The organism is Paenibacillus sp. alder61, assembly GCF_020179875.1.
Classification (GTDB): Bacteria; Bacillota; Bacilli; order Paenibacillales; family Paenibacillaceae; genus Fontibacillus; species Fontibacillus faecis.
The window spans coordinates 42,659-64,127 of sequence record NZ_JAIUDG010000014.1 but is presented as its reverse complement, the minus strand read 5'-3'; the positions used below and the strand labels follow the sequence as shown (position 1 = coordinate 64,127).

At 56.0% G+C, this 21,469-nt stretch carries 18 protein-coding genes and 1 riboswitch; of the genes, 15 read left to right on the top strand and 3 right to left on the bottom strand.

The genetic code is table 11. From position 1 onward, the window contains the following. The 10 genes from LBW89_RS15980 (at nucleotide 1) to LBW89_RS15935 (ending at nucleotide 12,657) form a co-directional block, all read left to right on the top strand. Nucleotides 1-621, top strand: coding sequence for an RNA polymerase sigma factor (locus LBW89_RS15980; RefSeq protein ID WP_148457874.1), 621 nt, complete (start codon nucleotides 1-3; stop codon nucleotides 619-621). Continuing rightward, a complete protein-coding gene (locus tag LBW89_RS15975) occupies nucleotides 605-1,459 on the top strand; it encodes a hypothetical protein (protein ID WP_148457873.1) in 855 nt (284 codons plus the stop codon). The genes LBW89_RS15980 and LBW89_RS15975 overlap by 17 nt, the downstream gene beginning before the upstream one ends. Then, entirely contained in the window at nucleotides 1,456-2,316 is an 861-nt protein-coding gene (locus LBW89_RS15970; protein ID WP_148457872.1) for an ATP-binding cassette domain-containing protein, read from the top strand. Before LBW89_RS15975 ends, LBW89_RS15970 begins: the two co-directional genes overlap by 4 nt. A gap of 735 nt (nucleotides 2,317-3,051) precedes the next feature. Then, complete coding sequence (locus tag LBW89_RS15965) at nucleotides 3,052-3,864, top strand: MerR family transcriptional regulator (RefSeq protein WP_225039534.1); 813 nt, start codon at nucleotides 3,052-3,054, stop codon at nucleotides 3,862-3,864. Nucleotides 3,865-4,039: 175 nt separating this feature from the next. Continuing rightward, nucleotides 4,040-5,962, top strand: coding sequence for an FAD-binding protein (locus LBW89_RS15960; protein ID WP_148457871.1), 1,923 nt, complete (start codon nucleotides 4,040-4,042; stop codon nucleotides 5,960-5,962). 280 nt (nucleotides 5,963-6,242) lie between these two features. Further along, nucleotides 6,243-7,535: a homocysteine synthase gene (locus LBW89_RS15955; protein WP_148457870.1), complete on the top strand. Its 1,293-nt coding sequence runs from the start codon at nucleotides 6,243-6,245 to the stop codon at nucleotides 7,533-7,535. Nucleotides 7,536-7,733: 198 nt separating this feature from the next. Continuing rightward, nucleotides 7,734-9,110, top strand: coding sequence for a hypothetical protein (locus LBW89_RS15950; RefSeq protein ID WP_225039533.1), 1,377 nt, complete (start codon nucleotides 7,734-7,736; stop codon nucleotides 9,108-9,110). Between the two features lie 234 nt (nucleotides 9,111-9,344). Continuing rightward, on the top strand, nucleotides 9,345-11,288 hold the full coding sequence (locus LBW89_RS15945) for a heavy metal translocating P-type ATPase (RefSeq protein ID WP_225039532.1): 1,944 nt from the start codon (nucleotides 9,345-9,347) through the stop codon (nucleotides 11,286-11,288). Between the two features lie 155 nt (nucleotides 11,289-11,443). Next, entirely contained in the window at nucleotides 11,444-12,394 is a 951-nt protein-coding gene (trxB, locus tag LBW89_RS15940; RefSeq protein ID WP_148457867.1) for a thioredoxin-disulfide reductase, read from the top strand. A 26-nt stretch (nucleotides 12,395-12,420) separates the two neighbouring features. Beyond that, nucleotides 12,421-12,657: a glutaredoxin family protein gene (locus LBW89_RS15935; protein WP_225039531.1), complete on the top strand. Its 237-nt coding sequence runs from the start codon at nucleotides 12,421-12,423 to the stop codon at nucleotides 12,655-12,657. 188 nt (nucleotides 12,658-12,845) lie between these two features. Here the strand turns inward: LBW89_RS15935 and LBW89_RS15930 are convergent, their stop codons facing one another. Then, nucleotides 12,846-13,043 carry a hypothetical protein gene (locus LBW89_RS15930; RefSeq protein WP_148457865.1) on the bottom strand — a complete coding sequence of 66 codons (198 nt, stop codon included), beginning with the start codon at nucleotides 13,041-13,043 and terminating at the stop codon, nucleotides 12,846-12,848. A 309-nt stretch (nucleotides 13,044-13,352) separates the two neighbouring features. Between LBW89_RS15930 and LBW89_RS15925 the strand changes: the two genes are divergently transcribed. Further along, entirely contained in the window at nucleotides 13,353-14,489 is a 1,137-nt protein-coding gene (locus LBW89_RS15925) for a transglutaminase domain-containing protein (RefSeq protein ID WP_225039530.1), read from the top strand. A 39-nt stretch (nucleotides 14,490-14,528) separates the two neighbouring features. On the opposite strand, the gene LBW89_RS15920 is transcribed toward LBW89_RS15925, so the two are convergent. Together LBW89_RS15920 and LBW89_RS15915 are read right to left on the bottom strand one after the other, a co-directional pair. Next, nucleotides 14,529-15,998, bottom strand: a complete 1,470-nt coding sequence (locus LBW89_RS15920; protein ID WP_148457863.1) for an amino acid permease — start codon at nucleotides 15,996-15,998, stop codon at nucleotides 14,529-14,531. 161 nt (nucleotides 15,999-16,159) lie between these two features. Continuing rightward, nucleotides 16,160-16,357, bottom strand: a riboswitch (Lysine riboswitch). Between the two features lie 103 nt (nucleotides 16,358-16,460). Beyond that, nucleotides 16,461-17,606, bottom strand: coding sequence for a virulence factor (locus LBW89_RS15915; protein ID WP_225039566.1), 1,146 nt, complete (start codon nucleotides 17,604-17,606; stop codon nucleotides 16,461-16,463). A gap of 299 nt (nucleotides 17,607-17,905) precedes the next feature. Here LBW89_RS15915 and LBW89_RS15910 point away from each other — a divergent pair, with 299 nt between their 5' ends. The 4 genes from LBW89_RS15910 (at nucleotide 17,906) to LBW89_RS15900 (ending at nucleotide 21,463) form a co-directional block, all read left to right on the top strand. Beyond that, nucleotides 17,906-19,261: a cytochrome ubiquinol oxidase subunit I gene (locus LBW89_RS15910; protein ID WP_225039529.1), complete on the top strand. Its 1,356-nt coding sequence runs from the start codon at nucleotides 17,906-17,908 to the stop codon at nucleotides 19,259-19,261. Beyond that, entirely contained in the window at nucleotides 19,258-20,289 is a 1,032-nt protein-coding gene (locus LBW89_RS15905) for a cytochrome d ubiquinol oxidase subunit II (RefSeq protein ID WP_148457861.1), read from the top strand. The genes LBW89_RS15910 and LBW89_RS15905 overlap by 4 nt, the downstream gene beginning before the upstream one ends. Nucleotides 20,290-20,299: 10 nt before the next feature. Further along, the gene (cydS, locus tag LBW89_RS27915) at nucleotides 20,300-20,401 is read left to right on the top strand and encodes a cytochrome bd oxidase small subunit CydS (RefSeq protein WP_373317761.1); all 102 of its coding nucleotides are present in this window, start codon (nucleotides 20,300-20,302) and stop codon (nucleotides 20,399-20,401) included. A gap of 114 nt (nucleotides 20,402-20,515) precedes the next feature. Next, nucleotides 20,516-21,463, top strand: a complete 948-nt coding sequence (locus LBW89_RS15900) for an MBL fold metallo-hydrolase (protein ID WP_148457860.1) — start codon at nucleotides 20,516-20,518, stop codon at nucleotides 21,461-21,463. The last annotated feature ends 6 nt before the right edge of the window (nucleotides 21,464-21,469 follow it).

Genomic DNA, 21,469 nt, shown 5'->3' with positions numbered 1-21,469 from the left:
ATGATTTCCGATCAACAATTGGCGGAGCGCATGGCCCAAGGGGAACAGGAGGCCTTCGAGCTGCTGGTGACCCGATATCACGGGCCTCTGCTCAGCTACATTACGCAGCAGTTGGGGGACCGGGCGAAAGCGGAGGATTTGGTGCAGGAGACGTTTATCAGGCTCATTCGGCATCTGGATAGGCACGGGGCGCTGGATCAGCTCAGGCCCTGGCTATACAAGGTTGCGCTGAATTTGTGCCGCGATTACTGGAGGAGCGCCTCTTACCGCTCCGAGCATGCGGCCGCGGACGAAATGCCGGAGGATGCGGACCCCTCGCCGGGGGCCGAAGAGCTGCTGGAGAGGCAGGAAACGGTGGAGCAAATCGCCGAATCGCTGGAATGGCTGCCCGAGGTCCAGCAGAACATCGTAAGAATGCGGTTCTTTCACGAACTGAAGCTGCAGGAGATCGCGGAGATGCTGGAAATACCGCTAAGCTCGGTCAAATCCCATTTGTACGGGGCGCTGCGCAAGCTGAAGCGGGCGCTGTCCAAATCATCGGAATTTGCCTCTTCCGACTATGGCAGGCGAATCAAGCAAAAACAAGAAAGCGAGGTGTACCCTCATGAACCCCTCCATTGATAGAGAATTGGCCCAGTTGGAAAAGGAGCTGGCCGAGCCCCTGCGCCAAGCCGTCCTGCCGCCGCCGTCGCCCTCGGAAACCGCGGCATTGATAGCGGCCCTGCAGCCGGACTTCGACAAGCTCAAAGCCAAAGCGGTATCCCCATCGCTGGATTTTAATCCACAGGTGGAGACGCCTTCCCTGCGCAGGCTGCTGTGGAGCCAATTCCGTTTAAACCGGAAATCGCTAATATTGACCGGGTCGGCGGTGTTCCTTATGTTGATTTTATTGATCGATCCGGAGCGGCCCTACAGGATCATGCTATTCGGGGATACAATTCCCGGCGGATTGTTCCCGATTATAACGCCGCTGATGCTCCTGGCGTCCATGCTGTTCAGTTACCGCTCCTGGGACCGCGGTATGCGTGCCATAGAAAGCATTACCCCTTACCCGCCGGCGCTGGTGGTCTACAGCCGAATGCTTATGGTCATCGCCTTGATGTTGAGTTGGGCGTTGATCAGTTCGGTGGTGGTCGGGCTGCGCGTTTCGTGGGCCGGGGAAACGACGCTGCCGTTTATCCCCTTTTTACTCGAATGGCTGGGGATCTCCATGTTGACCGCGGGAGCGGCCATGTACGTTTTGTTTCGCAAAGGCATGAGCCTGGCTTGTGCGGTCGCTGCGGCAGCCTATGTGCTCTGGTTCGTGCTGGAGGAATATACCCGGACGCACGAATGGACAATGAACGCTAATGCGGCCGTGGACGGGGGAATGCTGCTTGCCGGCGGCATATTGCTTCTGCGTTCCTACTACCGCAGCCTGCGTATGAGCGGGGGGCCGGACGGAGGAGAGCGGCCATGATTATGCTGGAAAATATACGCCACCCTATGGGGGAGCTGACCCTGGAAATCGGGAAGCTCCGCATCCCCCCGGGGCTGACGCTGTTGGTCGGGGCGAACGGAGCCGGGAAAACAACGCTGCTGGAGCTGCTGGCGACCCTTCAACTGCCCCGGAGGGGGGAAATCCTGTACCGCCAGCGGTCCGCCGCCGAAGATCTGCCGCTGCTCAGGAGCCAAATCGGCTATGTGCCGGCCGAGATCGAACTCTACGAGGAGATGAAGGTATACCGTCTGCTCGCTTATTTGGCGGAGTTGAAGGGGGTGTATCATCGAGAACGGATCGATGCGCTATTGTCCGATTTTCGCCTGATTCCATACCGAAACCACAAGATCAAGCTGCTTTCGCTTGGGATTCGCCGCCGCATCGCCCTGGCTCAGGCTCTTTTGGCCGCACCTTATTTTCTGTTCCTGGATGAGCCGCTTAATGCGATGGATACAGCCGAGCGGAAAATGGCAATCAGTTACTTGTCCCGTTATGCTGGAGGGAGGACCGTCATCGCCGCCGTGCACGAAATGAACGAATGGGATGAAGCGGCGGATCATGTCATTTGGCTCAACCGGGGAAAGATCGGTTTCGAAGGGGGGACGCGCCGCTGGAACGACGAATTGCCCTTGGAAGTTTGGGAGGGCCTTATAACCCGGGAGCAGTTCGAGAACTGCTCCCAACGGAATATGATTCACTTTCGTGAGATGGCGGAGGGCATTTATGTTCGCCTGATCGGGGGAAATCGCCCTTTCCCGGGGCTGACTTTGGCGGAGCCGACCTTGGAGGACGCCTACTTTGTCCGCCAGTACGGACGGGATAGCGTGGTGCGTTAAAGAACATACGGCTGACTCCGCGGACGAAGCCGGTTCGCGATACGCGGTACAGCTTAAACAGTACGAAGTACAATCCGACGCTAATTAGGGAAAAGGCCAGAATGAACGTATATTCCTAAATCTAGATATGATAGACGCTTCCGGGGGAAGTGTCTTTTTTGGGCTTTAGCCAGTTGAGCTGGCAAGCGTGCGAAACAAAAAACACCTGCTATGCGGGTGGTGTAGTGATGCTTATAGCCAAAAGCCATCTGAATGGGGGCGTAACTCCAAAAGGATGCAAATCTGCAGGTATTTCTGGCCGGTCCCGTGGGAATTCGAAAAAAGATGCAAATCTGCAGGCATTTCCAGCGATTTTAGAGAAACGAGCCGGTTTCGTCGAAAATTCCTGCAGATTTGCAGGAATTTAGAAATTTTGAGTCCAAACAGGAAAAAAGCATGCAGATATGCAGGAATTTTATGTTAGCAAGATTGTCTGACGGGTACTAGCTAGTAATAATCGCATCCCTTCAAGGGTAGGCAAAAGCGGCAAAGGCACATAGTAGCTTGAACGTAGTGAAAGCTAGCGCTTTTAGACGCGAGCCGGTAATAAAGGCTTATAGCTTTAGAGCAAACCACCCATTTGACGGGTGATTATGGTTAGCGCTTGAGCCCGGTTTGTGAACACGGTTATATTATCTCACGAGTCCCTCTTGTATGATGAGAGTCGTCCATGATTAAGAGGAATGGAGGACGTGAATGATGGAATACAATATTGGCGAATTCTCGGCTCTGCTCGGGATCACGCGGGACACGTTACGGTTATATGAGAAGCACAATATTGTCCAGCCCAGCAAAAATGAGAAGAACCGCTACCGGTATTTTGATGATTTTGACGCGAGGGATCTTTTGATGAGCCGCTGGTATCGGAGCCTGCAGCTGCCCCTGCAAAGCGTGGCGGATATGATGCAGCAATCGACGCTGGACCAAATTAGGGAAGAAGTGGGCGACAGCCGTCATAATTTGCAGGCTCAGATTCGCAGAAGCACCATGCTCCTGGGAAAGATCGACGAAATTTACCGGGAGCTTGAATCTCTGGAGGCAACGATGAATCAATGCCATATTAAAACGAGACCCGGCATGTATCGGTTAAAGCAAACGAAGAAGAACCGCTTATTGAGAAACGATGCCCTGAAATGGGATGTAACGACCTGGATGGAGCTGCTTCCGTTTACGTTCTACTCCTTCCGGATCGAGTCGGGAGAGACGGACGCGGACGAGCAGGATGACTGGGATTACAGCTGGGGATTATCCTTGATGGAAGACGATGTGCGAAGCTTGGAAGTTACCGTGCCGGAACAAGCGGAGTATTTGCCTCCGGCCATCGGCATCTCGGCGACGATCCGGGTGCATCAGAAAGAGAATATATCGAGATCATCTCTAAGCTTTATGTTCGATTACTTGCGGAACAACGGATATAGTTTGCGGGGCGACATCGTCGGGCGGATCATTGTGAATGAAAAACGGGAGAAACAAACCTGGTATTACCTGGAGGTATATATGGCGATTTGACGCGGAACTTTACCGGCGATTTCGCTTGACCTTGGTGCTGCACCAAGGTTTAAACTTCAGGGGGAGCCTGTGGGTGAAGCAACTTTAGTATATCTTTATAAGTGAAAAAAATCACATTATCAGGCTGTTTAAAGATGCTAAATCAGAACGAGTAAAAAAGAGAGGGAAGAATGAAATGAAACAGGGATGGATGAAAGTCTTTATACTCAGCTGCTGTTTTTTTCTGATTACAGCTGTGCTGGGCGGTTGTCAAGGGGATAAGGTGAATGAAGCCTCCGGCGGATTTAAAGCGGGCAAGTATACGGGACAGGCCGAAGGAAAAGACGGAACTATCAAGGTAGAAGTGACCATGGAGCAGGCGGACCGCATCAAGGATATTCAGGTTATCAGTCAAACGGAAACTGCGGGTTTGGGAGATAACGCGATCGAGCAGGTAAAAAAACAAATTCTTGAAGGACAGACCCTGTCCGTCGACGCGGTCAGCGGAGCGAGCCTTTCCAGTCAGGCCTTGGTAGCCGCGGTTGAAGACGCGGTGAAACAGGCCGGGGGAGATCTGGAGACGCTGAAAGCCGCTAAGATCAAAAAGGCCGGCGAAGGCAAAACGGAAAAACTAGTGGCGGACGTCGTAATTGTCGGTGCCGGAGCCTCAGGGGTGTCGGCGGCCGTAACGGCGGCGGACAAAGGAGCGAAGGTCATCATTCTCGAGAAGACCGGCGTTATCGGCGGGGCGAGCAACCTCTCCTGGGCAGGGAAGTTCTACAACTCCTCGGTCGCCGTTGAAAACGGCGTGAAAGTAAACGTGGAAAAAGAAATCGCCGATTGGATTGTCAATAACCACTGGAGAGTGGATGCGGCGGCGATCCGACAGTACGTCACAAAATCCGGTGAAACTTACGACTGGCTAAAGAGCAAAGGCTACGAGACTACGTTTATCAATTTTGCGGGGGAGCAGTTGCATATGCTGCCGGCTTACGACACCCGGGAGAAGCTGCTGCGTAATATGTTGGCCGAATCCGTAGAACAGCATGGAGGACAAGTTTTGACGGAAACAACGGCCAAAGAACTTATGACTGGGCAGCACGGAGAGGTGACCGGCGTCAAAGCGGTAAAAACCGACGGTACCACCTTGGAGATCACGGCAAAAAGCGTAGTGATGGCGACCGGCGGTTATGCCGGGAATAAGGAAATGGTCAAGGAGAGCTTCGGTTTTGAAGGCGTCAACGGAGGTTTGGGTCAAAATGTGGGCGAGGGGCTGAAAATGGCCTGGGCGGCCGGAGCGAAGGTTCCGGACAACTTCGGCGGTCAGATGCTTCACCAGACCTTGGCTCGAGCGACGGCGAAGTTGAAGAAAGAGTACTCTTCCTTTGAAGCCAGTTATCCGCTGATGGTGTCCTATCTGCCTAATTTCATGAACGTCGGCCCATCAGGGGCAAGATTCCGGGATGAGGCGGCCACGCTCACTTCGGTAGCGGCCGCTAATACGAGTGCGTTTAACGGACCTTACCATTTGGTGATCGTATCTAAGTCGCAATTGGACGCCCTTGCCTCTAAAGGGATGAAGGGGGTTAAAGCGCCGGAGCTTCCCGGCATGCCACCGGAGTTCTATGCCGATTTCAAGGATCGGTTTACGCTGGAGCAGCCGTGGGACAACGCGGAGAAGGTGTTTGAATCGATGGTGAAGAACGGGGACGGTTACAAAGGCGAGACGGTTGAAGAACTGGCCCAAAACGCCGGCATGGATGTTGAGGTCTTCAGAGCGGCGTTCAACAACTATGCGGAAGCCACCAAAACGGGGATCGATACGGAATTCGGGAAGGCCGGGGAATACCTGCTACCGATGGGAACCGAAGGTCCTTATTATGCAGTGATCGCCGAGGTCAACAACTTGGGGTCGGTCGGCGGGCTGCTGGTCAACACAAAGTTTCAAGTGCTGAATGACAAGCGGGTACCGGTCAAAGGCTTGTATGCGGTCGGCTTGGAATCCGAGGGCGTATTGTTCAACGATACATACGTGGGCAACGGAGTTGGGCTCGGCTACTCCTTTACGTCCGGTCGTCTAGGTGGGGAAAGCGCTGCGGCGGAAGCGTTAGGTCTATAGACAGCGAGGGATGGATGGTTTTTTCATAAAGTAAAATTGTACGGCGGCAGCCGGCTCCACTTTTCCGCGGAGCTTGATCTGCCGTCGTTTTGTTTATGCCGCCAAACATCAGGCGATAAAGCACTCTGTAGGGGAGTTTCGGGGGCTATTCCTGCATGCTATTTTAATTCTCAGTTTTTTTATCGGATTTCCTATTTTCAAATAACATTTTATGTGAGAGAATAGTGAACAATATATGATGAACAATCTTCATAATGCCCACTTAAAGGAGGAATCACCCATGTCAGAAGAACGCCAATTTGCACCGGAAACCCTCGCGATTCATGCGGGTCAGGAAATCGATCCGACTACATATTCCCGCGCGGTTCCGCTTTACCAAACGACTTCCTACGGTTTCCGCGATACCGAGCATGCGGCTAACCTGTTCGGCCTCAAGGAGTTCGGCAATATTTACTCGCGGATCATGAATCCGACAAACGATGTGTTTGAAAAACGCGTCGCCGCCCTGGAGGGGGGCGTAGGTGCCCTTTCAACGGCGTCGGGACAGGCGGCGATTACCTTCTCGATTTTAAATATTGCTGGTGCGGGGGACGAGATCGTCTCCTCGTCCACCTTGTACGGCGGAACTTATAACTTATTTGCGAACACGCTGGCGAAGCTCGGCATTAAAGTGACATTTGTGGATGCTTCCAATCCGGAAAACTTCCGCGCGGCGATTACGGAGAAGACCAAAGCTTTGTATGCCGAATCGATCGGCAATCCCAAGGGCGATGTGCTCGACATCGAGGCTGTAGCCGCGATCGCGCATGAGAACGGCGTTCCGCTGATCGTCGACAATACTTTCCCGAGCCCGTATCTCTTGCGTCCGATTGAATTCGGAGCGGATATCGTGGTTCACTCGGCGACCAAATTTATCGGCGGACACGGCACATCGATCGGCGGCATTATCGTGGACGGCGGCAAGTTCGACTGGACCTCGAACGACAAATTCCCGGGGCTGACGCAGCCGGATCCGAGTTATCACGGGGTCGTGTATACGGAAGCGGTGGGGCCGCTCGCGTACATCATCAAGGCTCGCGTTCAATTGCAGCGCGATTTGGGCGCTTCGCTGTCGCCGTTCAACGCCTGGTTGCTGCTGCAAGGCCTGGAGACGCTGCACCTGCGGGTCGAGCGTCACAGCCAGAACGCGCTCAAAGTGGCGCAGTACCTGGAGCAGCATGAGCATGTGGAATGGGTCAGCTATGCGGGACTCCCGAGCCATGCATCCTATGAGCTCGCCAAGAAATATCTGCCCAAAGGGCAAGGGGCCATCCTGACCTTCGGCATTAAGGGCGGGGTTGAAGCCGGCCGCAAGCTGATCGAGAACGTGAAGCTGTTCTCGCACCTGGCCAATGTCGGCGATTCCAAGTCGCTGATCATTCATCCGGCCAGCACGACGCATCAGCAGTTGAGCGAGGAGGACCAACTCGCGGCGGGCGTCAATCCCGAGTTGATCCGTTTGTCCGTAGGCACGGAATCCATCGACGATATTATTTATGACCTGGAGCAGGCGATTGCCGCCAGCCAGGCCTAATTCCAGTCAATCAAGCGAAAGCCGCTGTCCCGGGATCACGGTGAGGTCCGTCCCGGGCGGCGGCTTTTTTTATAGGAGAGCAAATAGCGGGTAAATAAATAGCTAAGGTGAAACGAACGGGAGCACAACATCGTTTATGTTATAGGCAGCGTATATTAACGGTCCATCATGATCGTATAGGATGGAGGAGGTTATATTTTGAAGAGAATGGATTGGCTGCTCCCGACGATGGTCGCCGCCGGACTGCTGCTGGCGAGCTGCTCTCCGACGAGTGGTCCGGGGAAAGGCCTTGAAGGAGCCAGGGAGAATACATCTTTGTCGATGAAGAGGAGTGCGCAGCAAGCGGAAGCTCAAATAACGAATGCTCAAAAGGCGGATGCACACGTCAAGCAAGAAGCGCAAGGCGGAGCATCGGAGACCCCGCCAGCGGCGCAGCAGGACAAACGGACGCCGGGCGCTTTCAACGCAAGCCGCAATGCGGACGGAGCGCTAGTCGCGGTACCGGCCGGTCTGAAAGAGGATTACTTCATCGATAACGGAGCTATTGTTGAGCTGGAGGGAGAGACGCTGGTGATGGCCAACGTGTTTTCCGGGGACGAGGGGGCCGTTAAAGTGATGTTGTCCCATAAACCCGGCGAAGCCGAGGTAAAGACCGTGTGGAGCGAGACGATAACGGACACAAATAACCCCTGGTACAATGCGTTTATTAGACAGCTGCTGGTCAAACTGGATGAGACGAGGGTACTGTTCCTCGAACCGGAAATGACGAATAACGGCGGCAAGTTTCACCTTTCCGAATTCAACGCCCGAACGGGAGAAATCACGCGGATCAGAGAAGATTTTTGGCCGCTGAACGAGAAAGGCGACTATGACTATATCTATCAGTATCGGTGGGATGGCGGGCGGAAAAAGCTGTTTTTGCAGAGCTATCTCGGCTTGGTCAGGGTGTTTGATTTGCGGGGCGGCAAAGATGAAGCTCCCGAGCGGTTGTTCCGGGTGATTCCCCACTCCACGACCGGGGCTCCCTCCCTGTTCCCGTCGCCCGACCTGGAACGGTTCGTTCACGACGACGAGAGCGGGCAGGTAACTTTCTATAAGATGGACGGCACCCCGCTGGGGAAAATCAAGCTGCCTGCGGACAAGTACGTCCCGTCCGAGAAGCTGAAATGGAATCCGGCCGGTTCGATCGCCTGGATGGAGTCATCGCCGGAGGGGCAAGGCCGGATCAAGGACATCGATATCGACTATCTGAGCATCGCACCGCAGCGGATCGATTTCTATGACAAAGACGGAAAGGCTTTGGGATCGCTTCGGGCGGAAGCGGGAGACGACCGCGCGCTGGATATCGTAAGCTGGCTTGACGCATCCACCGCGCTCGTCAAATCCTACAGGATCGTGCCGGACGGTAACGATACCTACGGAATCGATGAGAAGGGTGCGGCTTTCTTTACTTATGATGTGCTGAAGAAGAAAAAGCGGAGTGCCGATGGGACGGAGAAGGCGGAGGCGCAAGTGATCGCGGAGCAGACGAAGGTTATCGTAGGGCCGAAAGAAATCGTATTTTCCGAGAAGTAACCGTCTATTTTCCGCGACCTGCCTTTACAAATGCAGAGGGTTAGTTTAAAATGGCAATAAAGTTTCACCAATACAAAATTATTGTCTTAGTTCAAAAATGATTATCGTTCTCAATAACATGCTGCTTCGGGGCTATCCCGGAGCAGCATGTGCCATTTTAAGGGGGTTAACAATAGTATTCATTCTCAATTAGCCCTTTTTAACCTGAAGCACATTACGAAGGAGGAAATCGAAATGCAAGCCAAAGCCATCCATAAATCATTGTCCGTATCAGCGAGTACGAAGAATACCCAAGAACCGAATCCACGACGCCGGGAGTCGCTCCTGCGGTTGTTACGCCATCGCGAGATGCTGCTGGCGCTGGGCAGCGGAGCGCTTATGCTGGCAGGCTGGGGAGTTTCGGGATGGTCCCGCGAGCTCTCCGTGATGCTGTATATTGCCGCTTACGGCCTCGGCGGATTCATGAAAGCCCGCGAAGGTATCGCCACGCTAATCCGGGACAAAGACCTGGACGTCAATCTGCTGATGATCGCGGCGGCGGTGGGAGCCGCCTCGATCGGCTACTGGAATGAAGGGGCGATGCTGATTTTTATTTTTGCGCTGAGCGGCGCGCTGGAGAGTTTTGCGAGCGAACGCAGCCGCAAGGATATCTCCGCGCTCATCGCGCTCAAACCGGAAACGGCGCTGAGAGTGGAAGAGGGCGGAGTCAAGCAGGTTGCGGCGGCGGATTTGGCTGCGGGCGACCTGGTCCTGGTAAAACCGGGGGAGGTCATTCCCGCGGACGGAATCATCCGCAGCGGAGGGTCCTCCGTGAATCAGTCGGCGATAACCGGGGAATCCATTCCGGTCGACAAAACCGCGGAGGATGAAGTGTATGCCGGGACGTTGAACGGGGAGGGGGCGCTCTATGTTGAGGTGACGCGGCCGGCCGAGAACACCCTGTTCGCCAAAATTGTCGCGATGGTGGAGCAGGCGGAACAGGAAACTCCGCAAACCCAGCGGTTTATTAAAAAGCTCGAGGGGCGTTACGCGAAAGGCGTTGTTTTCGTGACCGCCGCGCTGCTTTTGCTGGCTCCGTTTGCGTTCGGCTGGTCCTGGCCGCATACGTTTTATAAGGCGATGGTGTTTCTGGTCGTCGCTTCTCCCTGCGCCCTGGTGTCTTCCGTCATGCCGGCCATGCTGTCCGCGATGTCGCGGAGCGCCCGTAAGGGCGTGCTGTTCAAAGGCGCGGCCTACATGGATCTTCTCGCGGGCGTCAAAGTCGTCGCGTTCGACAAGACCGGCACGCTGACGACCGGGACGCCGGTCGTCACCGCCCTGATCGCCGCGGACGGCTGGGACCGCCGCGAAGTCCTCTCCGCCTGCGCGTCGGCGGAACGGCTGTCGGGCCATCCCCTGGCCCGCGCCATTGTGAGCCGGGCGGAGGAAGAGGGGCTGGAGCTTGCCGCGGCGGAAGAGATGAAGGCCCAGCCGGGCTGGGGCGTCGAAGCGGTCGTCGAGGGCCGGCTGTGGCGGATCGGCAAGGCGGATCTCCAGGACGCGATGCTGCCGGATCCGCTCCGGGCTAAGACGCTGGAGCTGGCGGAAGCGGGGCACACCGTTTCCGTCATCCAGTGTGACGGTCGCTATGCGGGGCTGATCGCGCTTCGCGACGAGATTCGCCCGGAGGCCAAGCGGGCCGTGGCGCAGCTGCGGCAGCTTGGCGTGACGGCCGCGATGCTGACCGGCGACCGCGTCGAGACGGCCCGGGCCGTGGCCGCGGAGGCGGGCATCGACCTGGTCTACGGCGGCCTGCTGCCGGAGGACAAAGTCCGCCATGTCGGCGAGCTCCGCGCCCGGTTCGGGCAGGCCGCGATGGTCGGCGACGGCGTCAATGACGCCCCGGCGCTGGCGGCCTCCAGCGTCGGCATCGCGATGGGCGACGGCGGCAGCGGCGCGGCACTGGAAGTGGCCGACGTCGTGCTGATGAACGGCCATCTGGAACGCGTCGCCGATACGATCTCGCTGGCGGTCCGGGCCCGGCGGATCGTGAAGCAGAACCTGATTTTCGCCGGAGTCGTGATCCTGCTGCTGATCGCCGGCAATTTTGTGCAGGGGATTCCGCTTCCGCTCGGCGTCATCGGGCACGAGGGCAGCACGATTCTCGTCATATTGAACGGTCTGCGTCTGCTTCGATAAATGGTTCGGGAGATGCGGCGATCATCTTCATCAGACCTTCATATAAACTTCACCGAACCCCTCCGGTACGATTGTTGACACTCCGGCGGGGATTCCACATAATTAGTTTCATAGTTGTAGTATTCGCAGACTGCCTTTGAAGGAGGATTTATTATATGTATAAATCGATTATTATCGGAACCGGACCGGCGGGGTTAACCGCCGCGATTTATCTGGCCCGCGCCAATTTGAACCCCCTCGTCATCGAAGGGCCGCAGCCGGGCGGACAGCTTACCACCACCACGGAAGTCGAGAACTTTCCCGGATTTCCCGAGGGGATCCAGGGGCCGGAATTGATGGATAATATGCGCAAACAAGCCGAACGCTTCGGAGCGGAATTCCGGACCGGCTGGGTGAACAGCGTGGATATGAGCTCCCGGCCGTTCAAGCTTCAAGTGGAAGGTCTGGGGGAACTGGTAACCGAAACGATCGTCCTGTCGACGGGTGCTTCCGCCAAATACCTCGGCATTCCGGGAGAAACCGATAATGTCGGCCGCGGGGTCAGCACATGCGCCACATGCGACGGCTTCTTTTTCCGGGGGAAAGAAATCATCGTCGTGGGCGGGGGAGACTCCGCGTTGGAGGAAGCGGGCTTCCTGACACGCTTCGCTTCCAAGGTAACTCTGGTGCATCGCCGCGACGAGCTCCGCGCCTCGAAGATCATGCAGGACCGCGTGCGTTCCAACGAGAAGGTCGAATGGGCGCTCAACCGCACGCCGCTGGAAGTGGTAACCAATGATGTCGGCGTAACGGGGCTGAAAGTGCGAAATAACGCGACCGGGGAAGAGGAGATCATTCCGGCGGCCGGCGTGTTCGTGGCGATCGGACATCATCCGAACACCGGCTTCCTCGGCGGACAAATCGATTTGGATGAGAACGGGTATATTATCGTGAAGCCGGGCACTTCGGAAACCAATGTCCCTGGCGTGTTCGCTTGCGGAGACGTGCAGGATACGCGCTACCGTCAGGCGATTACCGCGGCGGGCAGCGGATGTATGGCTGCGCTTGATTGCGAGAGATACATCGAGAATCTGGAACATCAAGCCGCCGCGGTGGCCGCGAACTAATCCTAGTCGGAAGGGAGGGACCCGTCGTGGACAATGTCATTGTATACACAAGCACCAACTGCCCTCACTGCCGTCAAGTCAAAAGCTTTCTGAGCGAGAAGGGCGTCGCTTTCGAGGAGCGTAACATCGAGCAGAACGAAGAGTACGCCCAACAGGTTTGGGATATGGGAATGCGGGCGGTTCCGGTGACCGTAATCGGGGAGCATCGCATTTTGGGGATAAACAAAACCAAGTTTGAGAAAGTTTTGGCTGAGGCGGAATAAGCGCCTTTCCGAAAAAAACGAAGGGGTACCCTACGATCGGAGATCGGACCGTGGGGTCCCCTTTTTGTGCTGCGGTTTGATCGTCGATAGAAAAGAGCTGTTCCGCCGCAGCGATTGCACCGCTACCTGGACAGCTCCTTATTTTTGCACGGCCTGAGCCGGTTTATGGATTGCCTAAACAAACGAGGTTAGCTAAGCAGACTTACCACAAGCTGAAAGACGAAGTAGCCGATGACACCGCTTCCGATCAAGCCGAAGCCCGCTTTTTTCCGGCCCTGAAACAAACGCAGCACCCCTAGACTGACCAAGGGAGCGATAATCAGCAAAAAGAACATGACGGTAACGAACAATTCGATGGAAATATCCGAAAGATTGACAATGGTCATAGCTTTTGACCGCTCCGTTTCTATTGAGTTTGAATATGCAATGATTTATATCACAGTACAAGTTATTAGTTTAATTATACCAAAGCTTGATTCGATTTGGGCAAGACGATGTCATAAAATAAGTCGATTTCACGTCATTTCATTGGATCGGCGGGGGAACATTTTTCGCGGTTTTCCCCACATCCGCCTCGACAAAACTAGAAGACCTTTGCAGGACAGCCTGTGCTACAATGGGCTTAAAGACACCGGATTCGCCCGCATCACATTCCAGGAACCGACCGTTGGCATATAGAGGAGGTTAGAGGGAATATGGGACAAGGTACGACTAGACGTTGGATGATGGCAGGGCTGCTGGGAGCTGTGCTGGTAGGAAGCGTTCCCGCCAATTGGAGCACCATTCCGGTATTTGCCTCCACCGAAAGCAAAGCCTATGTCACCTCCGCTGACGCTGTACAGCAGAAGATGGCCGCCGGACTGAAGGCCCGTGCAACCTCTATGACTATCAAATACAAGGGTTCGACGAAACAACTGGAGAAGCTGCTGAAGCAGGCGATGGACGGAGCGCTGGAATCCGACCCGTACACGAAATATGTGGTCGAAGGGTACGCCTATACTTGGCGGGGAACGGCCGGTATGGCGAAGATCCATTTAAACGTCGACTATCGAGAAACCGCGGAGAATACGCGCTTTGTGGATCAGAAGGCCGCGGAAATATTAAAACGGATTATCACGCCCGATATGAACAGTCATCAGAGGGTGAAGGCCATTCATGATTACGTGGTGCAGAATTTGGAGTATGACAAGGAACTGAAGAAGTATACGGCCTATGAAGCCTTAAAGTCCGGTCAAGCGGTCTGTCAGGGGTACACCTTGTTGACTTACAAGCTTCTTAAGGGAGCGGGGATCGAAAACCGGATCGTCGAGGGTGTGGCCGGCGGCCAGCTCCATGCCTGGAACCTCGTAAGATTAGAAAACAGGTGGTATCATCTCGATACCACCTGGAACGATCCGCTGTCCGCGCCGAAGGACGGGATCCGATATGAATATTATTTACAAACCGACGCCCAGATGCGGAAGGATCATCATTGGACCGCTTCGCGCTATCCGGCGGCTGCCACGCTTTACCGCGAAGTTGTGCGCGGGCTGGCGAACCGGGGGGGAGCGGATGCGGAGGCGTACCGAAACCTGGAGCGGCAGCTCGGTTTCGAACTGTATGACCCCGACAGCGCCGTCCGCACGGCGGCGGAGCTGAAGGAGAAGGTCCGCCAGGAGCTGCGGGCCGGCGGGCTTACCGTCACGGTTCGCTATGCCGGCGCTGAGGACCTCCTGGTCGAGAACCTCGGGACCCTCTACGATTTAAGAAGCATCGATCACATCCAGTATTTTGCCGAGCCCCTGGACGGGACAGGGGACCTTCGCGTGGAGATCCACTGGGAAACGGACTAAACCCAGACCCTACTAATGGATCGCCGTTCTGTGCCGCCCCTATTCCATCGGCCGGGCCGGCGTATCGAGATCGCACTCCTGCAGAGGGATAAGCTTCGACCGCTTGATCCATTTATACCCCAGCCAGACGGCAAGGAACAGCGGAATGCTGATATAAGAAACGACAACGCCATACCAATCGATCCGGCCGCCTGTAAAGGCGGCCATATTTTGTCCCAAAATGACGATGATACAGAGGACAAAAGCGAACAGCGGGCCGAACGGAAACCATCTTGCTTTGTAAGGCAGATCCTTCAAATCCCGTCCTTGGGCGACAAAGGCCCGGCGGAAACGGTAATGGCTGATCGCGATGCCGAGCCACGTAATGAATCCGCACATCCCGGAGGCGTTCAGCAGCCAGTTATAGACGACACCGTCCCCGAACAGGGAGGCGAAAAAGGCGGTCATGCCGATCAGCGTCGTCAGCAGCAGAGCGTTGACCGGCAGCCCGCGGCGGCTCAGTTTGGCGAGAAACTTCGGCGCTTTGCCGCGTTTGGCCAGGGAGTACAGGACGCGCGAAGACGCGTACATCCCGGAGTTGCCGGCCGACAGCACGGAGGACAGAATGACCGCGTTCATGACGGAAGCGGCGAAGGCCATGCCGGCTTTTTCAAAGACGAGCGTGAACGGGCTGACCCCGATGCTCTCCAGCCCGTCTTTGAGCAGGTTGGGGTTGGTGTACGGGATAATCAGGCCGATCACCAGGATCGCCAAAATGTAAAACAGCAAAATACGCCAGAACACTTGGCGGATGGCCCGCGGCACATGTTCGCGCGGATTGTCGCTCTCCCCGGCCGCCACGCCGACCATTTCCGTACCCTGGAAGGAGAACCCCGCGGCCATGAAGACGCCGAGGAACGTGAAGAATCCGCCATGGAACGGAGCGTCTCCCACGGTAAAGTTCTTGAAGCCGATCGCTTCACCGCCCATAATGCCGAAGATCATCAGCACGCCGACAATCAGGAACACAATGACAACGGCGATCTTGATCATGGCGAACCAATACTCCGATTCGCCGTAGCCTTTGACGGACAGGACATTCAGTCCGAAGATCAGGGCGAGGAACAGAACGCTCCACAGCAGGGAGGAGCTTTCCGGGAACCAGTACTTGATAATCAGCGTGGCCGCGGACAGCTCGGCCGCGATCGTAATCGCCCAGTTGTACCAGAAATTCCAACCCATCGCGAAGCCGAGGGAGGGGTCGACAAACCGCGAAGCATAGGTTTCGAAAGAACCCGAATCCGGCATATAAGTTGCGAGTTCCCCCAGGCTGGTCATCAGAAAATACACCATAATGCCGACGGCCGCGTAGGCCAGAAGGGCGCCGCCGGGACCTGCGGATGCGATCGCGCCGCCGCTGGCGAGAAACAGGCCCGTACCGATGGAGCCGCCGAGCGCGATCATCGTCATATGCCGGGCTTTCAAGCCGGGCTTGAGCGACTGCGCGGTGCTGATATTTTTTTTGCTCATCCATAACACTCCACTCTATAAAAGATAAATAAGATTTGCGTCATTCCTGCATCTAGTATCCTCCAGAAGCGGGAAATTCAAGCTGCGGGACCGGGAAAATAGAAAAAGGCCGCGGAAAGGGATCCGCGGCCTGACATATATACCGATGCACCCTCACCATTCTGCAAGATAGCTCAACACGGTTCTTCCGGTGAAGAATAACCGTGACAGTTCTGTCCCTTTCGGTAACAGCCCCAGCACGCCGCGGTACAGAAGCCATGCGGCGATGCTTCGGCGACGGCGCCTTTCCACAGGAATCACGGGCGGCTTCAAACGCCTCCTCCAGTGTACTCTTCACAGTCGCGACCTCTACCTCACCTGAAATGATGAGGTTCCTATTCAATTGATAAACTCGGTCTTGCAACAATGTATTAGTATATAGCAAGCCGGTCGGCCGGACAATATCAAAATTATGACATTGTCTTACGATTTGTCGGTTGGGCGGTCGCGTTTGGCCATCTGCTGCCAAACGGTACCGGCCGCCTGCTCGCCGGATTCGATCCGCTCCACGGCCATTCGGGCCTGGAGACCGACCTCGAATTCGGGATCGTCCACGGCGGCCTTGAGCGCATCCAGAGCGTCGTCCGTGCCGACCTCGTAAAGAAAGCGGGCGGCCCGCCACCGGACGAGCTTGCTCGGATCCTGCAGCGCGGCGATCATCGGTCCGGTTGCGGCGGGGTCGCCGATATCGGACAGCGTATCGCCGGCGGTGCGGCGGACGGCGGCGGAGCTGTCGCGCAGCGCCCCGTACAGCAGCTCCAGCGCTTCCGGCGTGCGCACGTCGCCGAGATACACGACCGCGAGCCGGCGGACCTGCATCTGCGGATCACGGACCGCTTCGGCCAGCAGCGGCAGCGCTTCGGGTCCCGGCTGCAGCGCCTCGAGCCCGGCGTAACGCACGTGCCAATCCTCGTGCCGCAGCCGTTCGCGGACCTCGTCCAGGCTCAGCTCGCGCCGCTGCTCGACGAATTCCGTCTCGCTGCGTCCGTGCGCGATCGCCTGAACCTTGATCGCCTCCAGCCGTTCCGGAGGATAGGCCGCCTCAAGCTCCTGCTCGACCTCGCGCGCGATCTCCTCCAGCTCGCCGTAGCGGACGCCGTAGTCCGTCAGCTTGCGCTCCTTGATCAGCGTGGCGCTGGCCACTTCGGTGACGGCGGAGACGAAGCGCGTCGCGAGGGAAATCCGTTCCTCGCGGGTGCCGGATTTGACGCGGATTTGCATCGGGATGCCGCGGAAAAACTGGACAAACACCTGGGCCTCGCCGTAGCCCGCCGCTTCGGCCGCCTCCGGATCCCAGGCGGAGTCTACCCGTTCCTGCCCGAACTGCTCCTGGACCTCAGCCAATATCGCCGCCCAGTCGGCATGGCCTTTCCGGTCCAGCGCGATAAAGTCGGCGGTGTGAAAAATGCTCTTGACCCCCGGGATCTGGAGCAACTGACGGATCCAGGCCGGCGCGGAACGGGCGTTGTCGAGCGTGTATGTTTTGCGGATCCCCGGTTCCTGAGTCTCGTCCAAATGCAGTTTCATGGAGTTGGGACTCGGAGTCGGTTCGATAAATACAATTTTCATAGGATGTTCACATCTCCTTCCAAAGTCTATTTTAACCGATGCCGGCCGAGATCCCAACAATTTGCGACACGGTGTCTTCAACCGCGGTAGGGCGGGGTAAGGAATAAAGTGAAACCCGATTAGCACATGCTACCCATGGGAAAACAAGGGACGGTTACCAGAAGGGGGACAAGACCATGTTCAAAAAGCAGGAAAAAACATTGACCATTGTCTGTCTCGTTGTCGCCGCCATTATGTTATATGCGTTTATCAAAAGTGCCGTTCGGTTCATGAACTACTACTAAGGAGTTGGTGTCGGCATGATGTCCCTGGATCCGGTGACTTTAAGTCGAATTCTTACCGGGGTAACGCTGTTCGTTCATATTATATTCGCTTCCGTCGGCGTCGGGATTCCGATGATGATCGCCTTGGCCGAATGGCGGGGGATCGTCACGAATGATCCCCAATATACGCTGTTGGCCCGCAGGTGGGCCCGAGGCTTTGTGATCTCGGTGGCGATCGGCGTGGTGACTGGAACCTCCATCGGTCTGCAGCTCAGCTTGCTCTGGCCGACCTTTATGCGCGTAGCCGGCCGGGCGATCGCGCTTCCGCTGTTTATGGAGACGTTCGCCTTTTTCATCGAGGCGATTTTTCTCGGGATCTATCTGTATACCTGGGACCGGTTCAGAAAACCGATCTACCATCTGCTGCTCCTGGTGCCCGTAGCCATCGGCTCCTCGGCTTCCGCGTTTTTTATAACGACTATGAACGCGTTTATGAACACGCCGCAGGGATTTACGTTAAAGAACGGCGTGTTCGCCGATGTCCAGCCGTTGGTGGCCATGTTTAATCCGGCGACGCCGACGAAAGTGTCGCACGTGTTGGCCTCGTCCTATACGCTGAGCGCCGGGCTGCTGGCGGGAATCGCGGCGTTCAGCCTGCTCCGCGGACGTAAGGAAGCTTATTTCAAAAAGGCGCTGAAGCTCACGGTCACCGCCTCTTTCGTATTTGCGCTCAGCACCGCGGTCATCGGCGATTTCTCGGGAAAGTTCCTCGCTCAATACCAGCCGGAGAAGCTGGCGGCCGCCGAATGGCATTTCCGCACGATGGAGCGGGCCCCGCTCATTTACGGCGGCGTACTGGACGAGCATGGCGAGGTCAAGTACGCGCTGGAGATTCCGTACGCGCTCAGCATTTTGGCGGGCAGTTCGCCGGATACGAAAGTGATCGGCCTGGAGGAGTTCCCGGAGGATGAGCGGCCGCCGTTGTTGATACACTATATGTTCGATCTGAAAGTTACGATCGGCATGCTTCTTGTGCTGATTCCTTTCCTGTTTTTGCTGCGGAAGCGGCTTCCGGGCAAGCTGCGGGGAAAGGGGTATCCGAAATGGCTTTTGCTCGGCATCGTGGCGCTGGGACCTCTGGCCATGACCGCGATTGAACTTGGCTGGATGTTTGCCGAATTCGGCCGGCAGCCCTGGATCGTAAGGGGCTACATGAAGGTGTCGGAAGCGGCGACTTCGTCGGAGCATGTGGGCTCCATGCTGATTCTGTTCATCGTACTGTACATCATCCTCTGCGTGTCCTGCATTTACGTGCTCGCCAAGCTGTTCCGGAACAAGGATGTGGCTGAGGAGATGAAAGAGCTCGGTATAGCGGGAGGGGATGGGAAGTGAGTTATGAGATGGTCGGCATTACGGTGCTTTGGACGTTTTTGTTCGGGTACCTGATCGTGGCTTCGGTGGATTTCGGAGCGGGCTTTTTCAGCTATTACAGCGTGATTACCGGTCATAAAAATAAAGTGCACAACATCATCCAGCGCTATCTTTCTCCGGTCTGGGAAGTGACGAACGTGTTTCTCATCTTCTTCGTGGTGGGTCTGGTCGGTTTCTTTCCTGATTCCGCCTATTACTACGGGACGGCGCTGCTGGTTCCCGGCAGTCTGGCCACGGTTCTCCTGGCGCTGCGGGGGGCTTATTACGCCTACAATACCTATGGCAGCAGCAAAGAGAACAACAAGCTCTACATGGCCATCTACGGGGCGACGGGCCTGTTGATTCCGGCGGCTCTGTCGACCGTACTGGCGATTTCCGAAGGCGGGATTATCCAGGAAAGAGCGGGACGCGTCGTGTTGGATTGGGGCCGGTTTCTCAGTAATCCGTATACCTGGTCGGTCATCTTGCTGGCCCTGGTATCGGTGCTATATATTTCGGCCATGTTTTTGGCCTTTTACGCCGACCGGGCCGGCGACTCCGGCGCCTTTGAGGTGCTGCGGGGTTATGCGCTGATGTGGAGCGGGCCGACGATTCTGGCCTGTGTGTTTGCCTTTTTTCAGATTAACCTGCAAAATCCCGAGCATTTCGCGAATATGCTGAAGATGGCGTGGATGTTTATCGCCTCGCTGATTTGTTTCCTGCTGGCGGTTTACTTTGTTTGGAAAAGGCGTCACCTCGGCTGGTCGTTTTTGCTGGTTATTTTCCAGTTCGGCTTTGCCTGGTACGGCTATGGCCGGTCTCATCTGCCGTACATTTTGTATAAACAGGTCAGCATCTATGAAGCCATCACGAACGAAACGATGGCGGTAGCGCTGATTACCGCTTTCGTCGCCGGGCTGCTCGTCTTGGTCCCTTCGCTTATCTTGCTGATGCGGCTGTTCCTGTTCGACGCTAAATATGTGCGAGGCCATTCGCCGAAGAAAGGATGAGGGTTTGCGGATGGAACATTTTATGATCATGGTGGCGCCTTGGCTTGTCGTTGTTTTCGCGCTTGTGTTTTTGTTTGTATTCGCCTGGAGGTATAAAGATCCTTCGGATTAATCGGTATGACCGATCGGACCGGCCGTCAAATTTGGATTTGCTTCCTTGGGTGATTTACAATGAATAATAACATCATCCGGCGGATGGACAGGAATGGAAGGAGGAAGTCTCGGTATGCCGAGAACGCGCTACAACAACCTTGACAATGTCAGTACGGACAAAACGTTAAAGCAATTTAAGCAATGGCGGGAGGAACGCCGCAGAAAGAAAAAAGATTATTCCTACATTATCCCGAATTCGGAACCCCAACTGGATTATCTGCTGGGCAATAAAGAGGAAACGTCGATCACCTGGATCGGTCACTCGACCTTTCTCATCCAATATGAAGGCTTAAATATCGTAACGGATCCGGTCTGGGCTTCCCGGATGGGGTTTCAGCGGAGGCTCGGGGCACCGGGGATTCCCATCGACGACGTTCCGGATATCGACGTGATTTTGATTTCGCACTCCCATTACGACCATATGCACGTGTCGTCCATCCGCCGGCTTTACGGAAGCGGGACGCAGATCATCGTGCCCAGCGGATTGGCGCGTAAAATGATGCGCAAGGGCTTCCAGCGGACCCGGGAATTAAAATGGTGGGAGCAATTGCGGATCGGGGACGCCAAAATCTCGTTCGTGCCGACCCAGCATTGGACCCGGCGCACTTTGTTCGATACGAACACCTCCCATTGGGGCGGATTCGTGCTGGAACCGGCGAATCCCCGGGAAGAGGTGAAGCGGCAGGTGGTGTATTTTGCCGGAGATAGCGGTTATTTCCGCGGCTTCGCCGAAATCGGCGAGCGCTTCGACATCGACGTGGCGCTGCTGCCGATCGGCGCGTATGAACCGGAATGGTTCATGACGAGCCAGCACACGACGCCGGAAGAGGCGCTCCAGGCTTTCGTGGACGTCAAGGCCAAATTGATGGTGCCTATGCATTACGGCACGTTCCGGCTGGCCGACGACACGGCGCGCGAGGCGCTCGACCGGCTCGAAGCCGACCGGCGGAAGCGCGGCATTCCGGAGTCGGCGATCCGCGTGCTGCTGCACGGCGAGACGCTGCGCTTCCCGGAGGCGTGACGGCGG

Coding starts and splice junctions, on each gene's coding strand:
- trxB (WP_148457867.1), top strand. CDS start 11,444: ATGTATAAATCGATTATTATCGGAACCGGACCGGCGGGGTTAACCGCC.
- LBW89_RS15965 (WP_225039534.1), top strand. CDS start 3,052: ATGATGGAATACAATATTGGCGAATTCTCGGCTCTGCTCGGGATCACG.
- LBW89_RS15945 (WP_225039532.1), top strand. CDS start 9,345: ATGCAAGCCAAAGCCATCCATAAATCATTGTCCGTATCAGCGAGTACG.
- LBW89_RS15930 (WP_148457865.1), bottom strand. CDS start 13,043: ATGACCATTGTCAATCTTTCGGATATTTCCATCGAATTGTTCGTTACC.
- cydS (WP_373317761.1), top strand. CDS start 20,300: ATGGAACATTTTATGATCATGGTGGCGCCTTGGCTTGTCGTTGTTTTC.
- LBW89_RS15980 (WP_148457874.1), top strand. CDS start 1: ATGATTTCCGATCAACAATTGGCGGAGCGCATGGCCCAAGGGGAACAG.
- LBW89_RS15925 (WP_225039530.1), top strand. CDS start 13,353: ATGGGACAAGGTACGACTAGACGTTGGATGATGGCAGGGCTGCTGGGA.
- LBW89_RS15955 (WP_148457870.1), top strand. CDS start 6,243: ATGTCAGAAGAACGCCAATTTGCACCGGAAACCCTCGCGATTCATGCG.
- LBW89_RS15975 (WP_148457873.1), top strand. CDS start 605: ATGAACCCCTCCATTGATAGAGAATTGGCCCAGTTGGAAAAGGAGCTG.
- LBW89_RS15920 (WP_148457863.1), bottom strand. CDS start 15,998: ATGAGCAAAAAAAATATCAGCACCGCGCAGTCGCTCAAGCCCGGCTTG.
- LBW89_RS15960 (WP_148457871.1), top strand. CDS start 4,040: ATGAAACAGGGATGGATGAAAGTCTTTATACTCAGCTGCTGTTTTTTT.
- LBW89_RS15915 (WP_225039566.1), bottom strand. CDS start 17,606: ATGAAAATTGTATTTATCGAACCGACTCCGAGTCCCAACTCCATGAAA.
- LBW89_RS15970 (WP_148457872.1), top strand. CDS start 1,456: ATGATTATGCTGGAAAATATACGCCACCCTATGGGGGAGCTGACCCTG.
- LBW89_RS15900 (WP_148457860.1), top strand. CDS start 20,516: ATGCCGAGAACGCGCTACAACAACCTTGACAATGTCAGTACGGACAAA.
- LBW89_RS15910 (WP_225039529.1), top strand. CDS start 17,906: ATGATGTCCCTGGATCCGGTGACTTTAAGTCGAATTCTTACCGGGGTA.